The 14143-nt window shown below is 72.0% G+C and carries 2 protein-coding genes; one reads left to right on the forward strand and one right to left on the reverse strand.

Annotated features, from left to right (window positions below):
• Nucleotides 1-428: 428 nt before the first annotated feature.
• Entirely contained in the window at nt 429-869 is a 441-nt protein-coding gene (locus tag ACQZ2A_RS08315) for a hypothetical protein (RefSeq protein WP_430209428.1), read from the reverse strand.
• Nucleotides 870-1517: 648 nt separating this feature from the next.
• On the opposite strand from ACQZ2A_RS08315, the gene ACQZ2A_RS08320 reads away from it, so the two are divergent.
• On the forward strand, nt 1518-14105 hold the full coding sequence (locus ACQZ2A_RS08320; protein ID WP_430209431.1) for a CARDB domain-containing protein: 12588 nt from the start codon (nt 1518-1520) through the stop codon (nt 14103-14105).
• The last annotated feature ends 38 nt before the right edge of the window (nt 14106-14143 follow it).

Here is a 14143-nt window from a genome sequence, read left to right on the forward strand (position 1 = left end):
GTCGGCTCGCGAAGGAGAGACATCCCAAGCTCGGCTTGTTCGTGCGTTGCCATGTCGCTCGGGGATCTGCCGGCGGCGAGCGCGACCGGTCACGCCGTGGCGGTACTCAGAGGCCGGGAGGGGGACGTCCCGCACCGCACGCGCTGGGCGGCGCTGACGGTCCGCCGGTCCGACGGCGCCTCCGCGTCATCGGACGGCGACAGGCGCCGAGCGACGTCGACCGTAGAGGCGTCGCGCCCCCTTCGTCGGTGGCAGGGCGTGGCGCCACTGATCTCGCCATGCGGCGTGAGGAAGGCACCGGCCGAGGCGAATTGGGCGACGAGTGCGGGTGCGCGGTGGGTCGGCGGGCGCCCACCCGCCCACCGGTCGTGGACCATAGTGAGCGGAGGGACAGGGGTGGGGCTGAGACGCCGGTCTACCGGCGATGTTCAGACTCGGATGGTGCAGTTGCGGGCCGGGTATTCGATGTAGGCCGAGTATGTGCCGGAGATGTAGTCGTAGTCGTCCGGGGTCCTCGAGCGGTCGATCGTCCAGTTGCCCCAGTACAGGACGTTGGGGCAGGTGCGATCGCCGGCGGTGTATCGCTCGACGAAGTCGTAGTCGCACACCTTCCACGTGCCCGCACCATTGGATTTGACGCACCATCCTGGGCCGCCTCCGGCGGCCGTCGTCCACCGCATCGCGGCGGACGCACCGTCGGGTTCGGCGTCGTACACCCACACCTGGTCGTTGTACGGGTCGAGGCAGGCCTTGACGTAGTTGTCATTCGGCGAGCAGGTCGCGCGGGATGGCGGGGCCGCGCTGGCGGTGGGCGCAGTGAGGACCACAAGCGCGATGGCGGACAGACTGACGGCGATCTTGCGGACCATGGCCGCTCCCCTTTGACGATCCGGGTCGTACCCTCGGTGGTGGGGTGGCGTCCAGAGGTGGCCGGGGCGCATCGGGTTGGGGTGTGCGTGCGGGGCCCCCGATCCCGGCGAGGCGCCGAGGGTGAGGTGGTGACCTCTCGGGTCAGAGCCGGGCTGGTCCTCACGTCGTGCGGCGGGTTCATCTGACGCAGACGGTGAGGGCCGGGTGGCCAGCCATGACGTTGCGATCGCCCGAATGCATTCTGTTGGTGAGGGGCCCGCGTTCTGTGCGTGGCCCCCCGACACGCTGGTCGTCGAGTGCGGCCTCCCGTTAGGAGGACTTCCCGCGACGCCGGACAGGTAGCGACGTGCGCTGGCCGCACACGAGCGGCGTAGAGCACGTCGCTGTCTAGTCCCGCGTTGATGCATCCCGGGCACTGGCATGCGGGGCGGCCAGGGATGGCAAAGCAGGGGCGGTCACGCGGCAACCGCAGGGTCTATGGGGGTTTAACCCTGGCGCGCTCGAGGTGACGGCTAGCGCTCTCGACCCTACGATGACCGTGTCCCGTCAGTGCGACGGGCGGTCTCCCGGTTCTCTGTCCGAGGTGGGCGATGGAACGGAACGGTGATACGCGTCGGCGGGGCGCGCGCCTCCTCCGGTCTGTCCTGGTGTTGCTGCTGACTGTCGGCGGCTCGCTCGCGTTCCCTGCCGACTCTCAGGTTGCGCTCGCCGCCACCGTGCGCAGCTTCGGCAAGCTGTTCTCGCAGCAGACCAACGGGTCGATCGTCATCACCGGCAACAGGGTGCTGACCTGTCCGGCCTCGACAGCTTGCACCGATGCTCTCGCAGGGACGACGGCCTCGAGCAACAACAACTTCACGATGACCCAGCTCGACCTCGACGGCATCGCCGGGACGGCCGACTCATCGTCGGCGAACGTCGCGATCCCGAGCGGTGCTCGCGTCCTGTACGCGGGCCTGTTCTGGGGTGCCGCCCGCACCGCCGGGACCGGCGGCTCGGCCGCAGCAGGGACCGCGAACCAGATCAAGCTCCGAGCGCCCGGCGAGGCCGCGTACACGACCCTGACCGCAGACACGATCGACAGTTCGGGCCTGGCCACCAACGACTACTCGGCCTACAAGAACGTTACCTCGATCGTCCAGGGCGCCGGCGCCGGGACGTACTGGGGCGCTGACATCTCGGCCGCCACCGGCGCCGATCGGTACGGCGCCTGGAGCCTGGTGGTCGCGATCGGCGATCCCACCGCGCCGCTGCGCGATCTCTCAGTCTTCAACGGGTACGCCACGCTCACGAACACCGAGACGGTCACGACGAACATCTCTGGCTTCCTCACCCCCGCGACCGGGACGGTGAACGCGAAGTTCGGCACCGTCGTCTACGAGGGCGACGCGGGCATCAGCGGTGACTACATGACCGTCGGGTCCACGCGTCTCGCTGATGCCGAGAGCCCGTCGGCGAACTTCTTCGGCAGCCGGATCACGGCGGGCGGGGCCAACCTGGGCAACCGCAACCCGGCCAGCGTGAACAACCTCGGGGTCGACGCCAAGGTCGTCGACGCCCCCGGAGTGGTCGCCAACGGGTCGACCTCCACGAACGTCACCTTTTCCACGGCGGGGGACTTCTACTACCCGGCCGTCCTCACGACTCAGATCGACCTCTTCGCCCCGACCATCTCCGGATCGAAGTCGGTGACCAACCTCAACGGCAACTCGCCCGCGAAGGTCGGTGACACGCTCGAGTACACGGTGGCGTTCACGAACTCCGGAGACGACAACGCGACGAACGCTGTTGTCGAGGACGCGCTCCCGGCGAACACGACGTTCGTCCCGGGGTCCCTCACGATTGCCGCCGGCGCCAACGTGGGGTCCAAGACCGACGGCGCGGGCGACGACCAGGCAGAGTACGTCTCGGCGAGTCGGCTGGTCCGGTACCGCGTCGGCACCGGCGCGAACGCCACGACGGGCGGAACTCTCGCCAAGGGCGGAACATCCGGCGTGCGGTTCAGGGTCACCGTCGACACGGCTGCGGCCGGGACCACGGTCACCAACTCGGCGAACTTGCTCTACACGGCCGCCACCCTTGGCACGCGCTACACCTACCAGACGGCTGACGTGAGCACCCCGGTGGCCGCGCTGGCGGACCTCTCCCTGACGAAGTCCGCGTCACCCTCGTCAGTGAACGCCGGCAACACGATCACCTACGCGCTGCGAGCGGCCAACGCCGGTCCGACGGCCGCTGGCGACGTCGTCGTCACCGACACGCTTCCCACCGGGACGACCCTCGTGTCGAACACGCCGTCGCAGGGCTCGTGCTCGGCCGCCGGGCAGGTCCTGACCTGCGCCCTCGGAACTGTTGCTAACGGGGCTGACGCCACCGTCGCTGTCGTCGTGCGCGTGCCGGCGGGCACGAGTGCCACGGGGGTGACGAACGTGGCCGAGGTGACGAGCTCCACCTCCGACCCCTCCACCACCAATAACCGCGCGACGGTGACGACCCTGGTCACCCGCTCAGCCGATGTGGCCATCACCAAGGAAGCGAGCACGGCGACCCCGGTTCCGGGCAGCCGGGTGACCTACACGGTGACCGCGACGAACAACGGACCCTCGGCGGCCACGGGCGTCGTCGTGACGGACTCGTTGCCAACGGCCTTCTCGGGGTTGTCCGCGACGACGACGGCGGGCACGTGCACCGTGACTGGCAACGGGGTCTCGTGCGCCGTCGGCGCCCTCGACCCCGGGGCGGGCGCGACGGTCCGCATCACCGCCACGCTCGACTCGGCCATCATCGCCGGGGCGCTGACGAACCGGGCCCAGGTGCAGTCCGACACCCCCGACTCCACCCCGGGCAACAACACGGCTGCGGTCACCGTCACACCGGGCACCGCCTCGGCCGACGTCCAGGTGAGCAAGTCGACGGTCACCTCGCCCGTCGTCGCCGGCGCACCCGTTCAGTACCGCATCGCGGTGACGAACGTCGGCCCGTCCGTGGCGCGCGACGTCACGGTGACCGACGCCGGGCCGGCCGCCCTGGCCCTCGTGACCGCCACCTCGTCGCTGGGGTCTTGCACCGTCACCGGCACGACGGTGACGTGCACGATTGACCCTCTGGCGAGCGGGGCGACCGCTACGATCACCGTCAACGCGACGGTCCGGAGCACGACGACCGGCACCCTGACGAACTCCGCGTCGGCGACCTCGACGACCGTCGACCCGAACCCGGGCAACAACTCGGGCACGACCAGCGACGCGGTGACGACCCGCGCCGACCTCGACGTCTCGAAGACCGCGGCGCCCAACCCGGTCATCAACGGGCAGAACGTCACCTACACGATGACGGTCCGCAACATCGGGCCCTCGGTCTCGCGCAGCGTGGTCCTCAGTGACCCCGTGCCGGCACCGCTCGGCTACGTCTCGTCCAGCTCCACCCAGGGGACCTGCAGCCAGGCCGGCGGCACGGTCACGTGCGCCATCGGCGACCTCGCCCTCGGCGCGGCGGCGACCATCACCGTCGTCGCGGCGGTGCCAGGGGGCGGTGGCGCCGAGGGGGTGGTCAACACCGCGACGGTCACCTCGCCGACGACCGACCCCGTGTCCGGGAACAACTCGGCGAGCTACGCCCTCACGACCGGGGCCTCGGCCAACATCGTCCTGTCCAAGACCGCTGCGCCGCAGCCGGTCACGGCCGGCGCACAGATCACCTTCACGTTGACGGCCCGCAACGACGGGCCGTCGACGGCGTCGGTCGTCACGATCACCGACCCCCTGCCGAGCAGCGTCGCCCCCGTGTCCGCGACGACGACCACCCCGGGCGCCTCGTGCTCGATCGCGGGTCAGGACGTCACCTGTACGGCACCCACGCTCGCCAGCGGCTCCAGCCTCGTCGCGACCGTCGTCGGCACCGTCGCTTCGGGCACGCCCGCGTCCACCCTCGTCAACACCGCCACCGCGGGCGCGCAGACCCCGGGTGACCCGACGCTGTCCGACAACACGGCCACGTCCACGACCCGCGTCCAGACCCGGGCCGACCTGTCCATCGACAAGACCGGACCGGCGACCGTCACAGCCGGTACCGGCATCACGTGGACCATGACGGTGCGCAACGACGGCCCCTCCGTGGCCGACACCGTCGTCGTCCAGGACACTCTCCCGGCGGGCGTGACCTTCGTGAGCGGCACCGGCACCGGTACCACCTGCGACGAGCAGGCCGGCGGGGGCGGCGTCCTCTGCGACGTGGGCACGCTCGCGAGCGGTGCGACCCGCACGATCACCCTCGTGGGCCGAGTCGACGCGGACGTCGCCTCCGGCGCCACCCTGACCAACTCCGCCACGGTCTCCTCAGCGACGACCGACCCGACCCCGGGCAACAACACGGACACCCATACGACCACCGTCGCGACCTCGGCCGACGTGTCCCTGACCAAGACCGCCGCCCCCGACCCGCTGACCGCCGGAGCCCCGGCCACCTACTCGGTGGTGGCGACGAACGGGGGGCCGTCGACCGCCCAGGGCCTCACGGTGACCGACACGGTCCCGGCCGGTCTGACCATCCGGTCCGCCACCTTCGCCGGGGGGACCTGCGCCGTGGCCGGCCAGGTCGTCACCTGCACGAGACCCTCGCTCGCCAGCGGCGCCTCGGCCGAGGTGCTCGTCCAGGTCACGGTGGGCGCGGACCTGACCGGCTCGGTGACGAACACCGCGTCCGTCGGGACCACCTCAACCGACCCCACCCCGGGCAACAACACCGCACAGGTGGCCAGCCCCGTGGAGCGCGCCGCCGACCTCCAGGTCATCAAGACCGCCGACCAGCAGAGCGTCGTCGCGGGCAGCGGACTGACCTACACGATCACCGTCGTCAACAACGGGCCGAGCACGGCGACGGGGGCCGCCGTCACCGACACCCTCCCTGCGGGCCTCACGTACATATCGTCGACGACCTCCGCCGGCTCCTGCTCGACCTCCGGGCAGCTGTTCTCCTGCGCACTGGGAGACGTCGCCCCCGGCACTGCGGTGACCATCGCGGTGAGCGCCCGCGTCGGTGCCGGCGCGGCGCCCGGGACCATCACGAACACCGCCGGCGCGGCCTCCACGACGACCGACCCGACGTCGGGCAACAACTCCGCGTCGATCGCAGTCGACGTCGTCGCGAGCGCGGACCTGTCGATGACGAAGACCGCCTCGTCCGAGACATTGGTGCCCGGAACCCCGTTGTCCTACTCCGTGACCGTCACGAACAGCGGCCCGTCGACGGCGCGCACTGTCACGGTCACCGACGCGGTGCCCAACGGCGTCGAGGGCGTCACTGCCTCGTGGGGCCCGTCGGCGACCCCGTGCGCCGTCACCGGCCAGGACGTTGCGTGCGACATCGGCACCCTCCCGGTCGGCCAGGTCACCGTCACGATCACCGGGACGCTGGCCAGCCAGTTCTCGGGCGCCTCGATCTCGAACACGGCGCGGGTTACCAGCACGACCGACGACCCCGACGCGGACGACACGACCGCGACCGCGACCTCCCGGGTCGTCGGCCAGGCCGACCTCGCTCTCATCAAGACGATGGCGCCGGCCAACCCCGTCGCCGGCCAGCAGGTCGTGTTCACCCTCACGGCGACCAACAACGGCCCCTCCGCCGCGCTGAACCCGCAGTTCATCGACCAGCTGCCGGCCGGCCTGACCGACGTGTCGGTCGTCCCGCCCCCGGGCGCGACGGGCTGTGACGTCATCCCGCCGGTCGACCCGGGGAGGGCCGACAACCCGAACGCCCCGACCGTGGTCTGCTCGGGCCCGATCTTCCGCGCCGGATTCACGGTCAGCGGCACCATCACGGCCACCGTCTCGCCGGGCTTCACCGGCGTCCTCAGCAACACGGGCCGGACGTCCTCCGACACCATCGACCCGGTCGCGTCGAACAACGAGTCGACCGTCTCGGGCACCGTGCGCCAGTCGGCCGACCTGTCGATCACCAAGACGATGAGCCCGACCGTCCCGGTGCCGGGCCAGCCGGTCACTTACACCCTGACCGTCCGCAACGCCGGTCCGTCGTCCGCGACCGGGGTGACCGTCGCCGACTCCCCGCCGGCCGCCCTCACCGGGGTCACCGCCACGAGCACCGTGGGTAGCTGCACCGTGGCGACGGGGAACGCGGCGAGCTGCGCCCTGGGCACCCTCGCCCCGAGTGCCACCGCCACCGTGACGGTCACCGGCACCTTGCGTCCGGACTTCACCGGGACCCTGTCGAACACGGCTTCCGTGTCGTCGTCGACGGCCGACCCCGACACGACGAACAACAGCGCGACCGCGACCGGGACCGCGGCCCCGAGCGCCGACGTGTCGATCGTCAAGACGATGTCACCCATCAACCTCGTTCCGGGACAACCGATCTCGTTCACGCTGGCCGTCCGCAACAACGGACCCAGCACGGCGACCGCCGTGTCGGTGACCGACGACCTCGACCGGGCGATCGGCGGCGCGAGCGCGACGACCACGGCCGGGACCTGCGCGGTCAACGGCAGCAACGCGCTCTCCTGCCAGCTCGGCGCCCTCGCCCCGAACGGCACCGCGACCGTATTGGTCACCGGCACCCTCGCTCCGTCCTTCACCGGCACCCTCTCGAACACGGCCACCGTCTCGTCGTCCACCCTCGATCCGACGCCGGCCAACAACACCTCGTCGGTGAGCGGCGGCTCGGGCCCCTCGGCCGACGTCGCGGTGACGAAGACGATGAGCCCGGCCGCGCCCATCCCCGGCAGCGCCGTCGGCTACACGGTCGTCGTCCGCAACAACGGACCGTCGACCGCCGGCGGGCTGGTCGTCACCGACCAGCTGAACGCCGCCATCTCGGCCGTCACCGCGACGGCCGACAACGGGTCGACCTGCTCGGTCAATGCGTCGAACCTCATGACCTGCTCCCTCGGCGGCCTCGCCCCGGGTGCCACCGTGACGGTCTCGATCACCGGCACCCTCGCGGCCGGCTTCACGGGGACGCTCTCGAACACCGCGAGCGCGAGCTCGGTCACGGCCGACCCCGACACGACGAACAACTCCGCGACGGTGAGCGGCACGGCACGGCCCTCCGCCGACGTCTCGGTGACGAAGTCGATGTCGCCGACCATCCCGGTGCCCGGCCGCCAGGTGACCTTCACCCTGGCGGTCGCGAACGCCGGCCCCTCGACGGCCACCGGCGTCACCCTCGCCGACCAGCTCAACCCGGCCCTCACCGGCGCCACCGCGTCGACGACCGCGGGCACGTGCACCGTCGGCACCGACAACGCCCTCGCCTGCTCGATCGGCTCCCTGACGCCCGGTGGCACCGCGACGGTCACCGTTCGGGCGACCCTCTCGCCGATGTTCACGGGCACCCTGTCGAACACCACGACCGTGGCCTCCCCGACGCCCGACCCCGTGCCGGCGAACAACACCTCCACCGTGACCGGCGACGGCGCCCCCTCGGCCGACCTCGCCATCACGAAGACGATGTCACCCAATGCTCCGGTCCCCGGCCAGCGGGTCACCTTCACCCTCACCGTGACCAACGCGGGTCCGTCGGCGGCCACGGGAGTCACCGTGGCCGACCAGCTGAACACCGCCCTCACCGCGGTCGCCACGACGACGACGGCCGGGACGTGCACCGTGTCCACCGGCAACGCCTTGTCCTGCGCCGTCGGGACAGTCCTGCCCGGCGGTAGCGTCACGGTGACGGCCTCCGGGACCCTCGGCCCCGCCTACACCGGGCCGCTGTCCAATACGTCCACCGTGTCGTCGCCGACCGGGGATCCCAACACCGTCAACAACTCCGCGACCGTGACCGGGCAGACCGCGCCGACGGTCGACCTCGTCGTCGGCAAGACGATGTCGCCGACCAACCCCGTTCCGGGACAGCAGGTCTCGTTCACAGTGACGGTCCGCAACGAGGGCCCGTCGACCGCGCAGGGTGTCACCGTGTCCGACGCCCTCAACGGGGCGATCACCGGGGCCACGGCCACGAGCGCCACCGGCACGTGCACGGTGGGGACCGACAACGTCGTCGGCTGCTCCCTCGGCGCGCTCGCCCCGAACGCCACCGCCACGGTGACCATCACCGGGACGCTCGCCCCCGGGTTCACCGGCACCCTGGCGAACACGGCGTCCACGAGCACCACTACGACCGAGCCCGACACCTCGGACAACTCGGCGACCGTCTCTGGGGTCGCCGCCCCGTCGGCCGATGTGTCCATCGCCAAGTCGATGTCGCCGACCGCCCCCATCCCCGGCTCGGCGATCTCCTACTCGCTCGTCGTGACGAACGACGGCCCGTCGTCGGCCTCCTCCGTCGTCGTCGCCGACCGCCTCAGCTCCGCCATCTCGGCGGTCACGGCGACCGTCGACAACGGGACGTCGTGCACGCTCGGCGCGGGCGACCAGCTGACCTGCCCGGTCGGCACCCTCGCCCCCGGGGCGACCGTCACGGTCAGCGTCACGGGCACGCTCGCGGCCGACTTCACCGGGACGCTGTCGAACACCGCGACCGTGTCGAGTCCGACGCCCGACCCCGACCCGGCCGACAACACCTCGACCGTCACGGGGACGTCCGCCCCCTCCGCCGACCTCGTGACGACCAAGTCGCTGAGCCCGACGGCGCCGGTTCCCGGGCAGCCGGTCACGTACACCGTCCAGGTCCGCAACGCCGGCCCGTCGACGGCCGTCGGGGTGACCCTGTCCGACCAGCTCGGGGCGTCCCTGACCGGTGCCACCGCGCGCACGACCGCCGGCACCTGCACGATCAGCGGCACCAACGCCGTCGCCTGTGCCCTCGGCTCGCTCGCCCCCGGCGCCACGGCGACGGTGACGATCACGGCGAACCTCGCGCCGGACTTCACCAGCACCCTGTCGAACACGGCCACCGCGTCGTCCGACACCCCCGACCCCAGCACCGCCAACAACACGGCCACCGCCTCGGGCACGGCCGCGCCCTCCGCCGACGTCGCCGTCACCAAGACGGTGTCGCCGACCCGCCCGGTGCCGGGCCAACAGGTGACCTTCACGCTCACCGTCCGCAACACCGGTCCGTCGGAGGCCGCCGCGGTCACTCTCTCCGACCAGGTCGCCGCCGCGCTCACCGGCGTGACCGCTCGGACGACCGCCGGGACCTGCACGGTGGGAACCGACAACCTCATCGGCTGCTCGGTCGGCGCCGTCGCGCCCGGTGGCACCGTCACCGTCACGGTCGTGGGGACCCTCGACCCGGCCTTCACCGGCACGCTGTCGAACACCGCGACCGTCGCGAGCCCGACGCCCGACCCCGACACGAACAACAACTCGGCCACCGCCTCCGGTGACGCCGCGCCCTCCGCCGACGTGTCGATCACCAAGACGATGGCACCGGTCACGCCGGTCGCCGGCGAGCCGGTGACCTTCACCCTGACGGTGCGCAACGCCGGCCCGTCGACCGCGACGGGCGTCCGCGTCACCGACGAGCTAGACCCCGCCCTGAGCGGCGCGGTCGCCACCTCGACGACCGGCTCCTGCGCCGTCGACGGCGCCACGCTCGCCTGCGACCTCGGGACCCTGCCGCCGACGCCGGGCACGCCGGTCGTCATCACCGTCACCGCCGACCTCGACCCTGACTTCACCGGGACCCTCGAGAACACGGGATCGGTCACCGCGACGACCCCCGACCCCGTCCCGGCGAACAACTCCGCCACCGCCACCGCGGGCAGCAGCGCCACCGCCGACCTGACGTTGACCAAGGCGATGAGCCCGACCGCCCCGATCCCGGGGTCGGCCGTGACGTTCACCCTCACGGCCCGCAACGAGGGCCCGTCGACCGCGGTCGGCGTCGTCGTCACCGACCGCCTCGACCCGGCCATCGGCGCCGTCACGGCGACCGCCGACGACGGCACGGTGTGCACCGTCGACGGCGGCGAGCTCAGCTGTCCCGTCGGCACCCTGGAGCCCGCGACCGAGGTCACGGTGACCGTCACCGGCACCCTTGCGACCGGCTTCACCGGCCAGCTGACGAACACCGGCACCGTCGGCGCGACGACCCCCGACAGCGACCCGTCGAACAACAGCGACACGGTCCAGGGGGTCGCCGCCCCCTCGGCCGACGTCACCGTCGCCAAGAGCCTCGCCCCGACGAGCCCGGTCCCCGGACAGCCGGTCACCTACACGATCACCGTTGACAACACCGGCCCGTCGGCCGCCGCCGCGGTGACGGTCACCGACCAGGTCAGCCCCGCCCTCACCGGAGTGACGGCCACGACCACGGCGGGCAGCTGCGCGGTCTCCGACGGCAACGCCCTCACCTGCGCGGACGGCACCGTGGAGCCCGAGGCCACCGTGACCGTCACGGTGCGCGGCACCCTCTCGCCCGACTTCACCGGACCGCTGTCGAACACGGCCGCCGCGACCTCCTCGACGCCCGACCCCGACACCTCGAACAACCGCGCCACGGTCGACGGCGACGCCACCCCGAGCGCCGACCTGTCGATCACCAAGCGGATGACGCCCGCCGCACCGGTACCGGGAGAGACGGTCACCTACACGCTCGACGTCCGCAACGACGGCGCGTCGTCCGCGGCGTCGGTGATGGTTGCCGACCGGCTCGACGAGGCCCTCGTGGGCGTCGTGGCCCGGACCTCGGTGGGCTCGTGCACGGTCGGCTCCGGCAACGTGCTCTCCTGCTCGCTCGGCACGCTGGCGCCGGATGCCGACGCGTCCGTCACCGTGACGGCCACCCTCGACCCGGCCTTCACCGGGACACTGTCGAACACGGCGACCGTGTCGAGCCCGACCCCCGACCCGAACGCCACCGACAACACCGACACGGTGAGCGGTGACGCGGCTCCGAGCGCCGACCTGTCGGTGCGGAAGACGATGAGCCCCGCCGCGCCGGTCCCCGGCCAGGAGGTCACCTTCACGCTCACCGCCCGCAACGACGGACCCTCGACGGCGGTCGACGTCAAGCTGGAGGACCAGCTGGCGGCCTCGCTGGCCGACCCGACCGTGACGACGACCGTCGGCACTTGCGCGGTCGACGCCGACGACCTCCTCGCCTGCGACCTCGGCGACCTGGCACCCGGAGCCGTGGTCGTCGTGACCGTCACGGCCGTCCTCGACGCCGACGCCACGGGCACCCTGTCGAACACCGCCACCGTGTCCTCGCCGACCGACGACCCCGACCCCACCGACGACAGCGCCACGGTCTCCGGGACCACCGCACCCAGCGCGGACCTCGCGGTCGACAAGACGATCAGCCCGGCGGCCCCCATCCCGGGCAGTGCCGTGACGTTCACGATCACCGTCGACAACCTCGGGCCCTCGACCGCCACCGACGTCGTCCTCACCGACCCGCTCGACGGGGCGCTCGGCGACGTCACGGCGACCGCCGACGACGGGAGCACCTGCACCGTCGACGGCGACGGCGTGCTGACCTGCGAGCTGGGCGACCTCGCACCGTCCGACGACGTCGTGACCGTCACCGTCACCGCGACCCTCGCGCCGGACTTCACCGGCACCCTGTCGAATACCGCCAGCGTCTCGTCGGCGACCGACGACCCCGACCCCACGAACGACGTCGACACCGTCACGGGTGATGCCGCCCCGTCGGCCGACGTCGCCGTCGACAAGGCCGTGTCGCCGACCGCCCCGGTCCCGGGCGAGCGGGTGACGTTCACCCTCACGGTCACGAGCACCGGACCGTCGACGGCGGAGGACGTCACGCTCTCCGACCCGCTCGACGCCGTGGTGTCCGACGTCGACGTCTCGACCACCGAGGGCACCTGCGAGGTCAACGGCGGGGTGCTCGAGTGCGACCTGGGCGACCTCCAGCCCGACGGCCAGCCGGTCGTCGTCACGGTGTCGGCCCTCGTCGCGGCCGACGCGACGGGCACCCTGGCCAACACCGCGACCATCCACTCGACCACGCCGGACCCGGTGTCCGACAACGACTCCGACACCGTCACCGCCGAGCTGGAGCCGAGCGCCGACCTCTCGCTGACCAAGACGATATCGCCGACCGACCCCGTGCCCGGCGGCGAGGTGACCTACACGATCACGATCGAGAACGCCGGGCCGTCGGCCGCCACCGGTGTGACCGTCACCGATACCCTCCCCGAGGGCCTCTCCGGCATCGACGCCGCGACGCTCGACGGCACGTGCGCGCCGGTGGACGACGACCGTGTGCTCACCTGTGACCTCGGCTCCCTGCCCGTCGGGGACGAGGCGACCGTCGTCGTCACGGCGATCCTCGACGCGGAGTTCACGGGCACGCTGTTCAACACCGCGACGGTCTCGTCGGCGACCGACGACCCGGACCCGTCCAACGACTCCGACACCGTCACGGGCGACGCCGCCCCCGCGGCCGACCTGTCGGTCGTCAAGGAGGCCGACGGCGCGACCGCGGTCGCCGGCGGAGAGGTCGGCTACACGATCACCCTGCGCAACAACGGTCCCTCGACCGCGACCGACGTCACCCTCAGCGACCCGCTGCCGGACGTCCTCGCCGACGCCACCGCGACGACCGACGTGGGCACCTGCGCCGCGATCGGCACCGACGGCCTGCTCGAGTGCGACCTTGGCGACCTGGCGCCCGGGGCCGTCGTCACGGTCACCGTCTCCGCGACGGTCGCGGCCGACGCGACCAGTGACCTGACGAACACGGCGACCGTCGACTCCCCGACGGCCGACCCCGACACCGACGACCGCGAGAGCAGTGCCGTCGTGCGGGTCGTCGCCGACACCGACCTCAGCATCACCAAGGACGCGTCGACCGACGACGCCGAGGTCGGCGACGTCGTCACCTACACGATCACGGTGGCCAACAGCGGACCGTCAAGCGCCGCCGGCGTCGTGGTGACCGACCGCCTCCCCAACGGACTGACCCTCGCCGGCGAACCCCGGACAGACACGGGGAGCTGCGCGAGTGCCGCTCAGGTCGTCACCTGTCGCCTGGGCACCCTCGGGCCGGAGCAGCGGGCGGTCATCGTCCTGCGCGTCCGGGTCGGGCCCGGTGAGGTCGGTCGCGACCTGAAGAACGTCGCGACGGTGACGTCCGCGACCGGCGACCAGGTCTCGTCCAACAACGAGGATGAAGCAACGGTGGTCGTCTCGGCCAGCGCGCCCCCACCGTCCGGCGGCCCGTCAGCGCCCCCGCTCGCGAGGACCGGAGCGATGATGACGCTGCAGGCACAGCTGGGACTGGTGCTGCTCGGCATCGGTACCGTGCTCGTCTTGGGTTCCCGACGGCGTCGTCAGGACCGGTGACGCCCCATTCCGAGACCGTCGCCGGTCACGACATGACT

This window comes from Phycicoccus avicenniae (assembly GCF_050496545.1).
Lineage (GTDB): Bacteria > Actinomycetota > Actinomycetes > Actinomycetales > Dermatophilaceae > Phycicoccus > Phycicoccus avicenniae_A.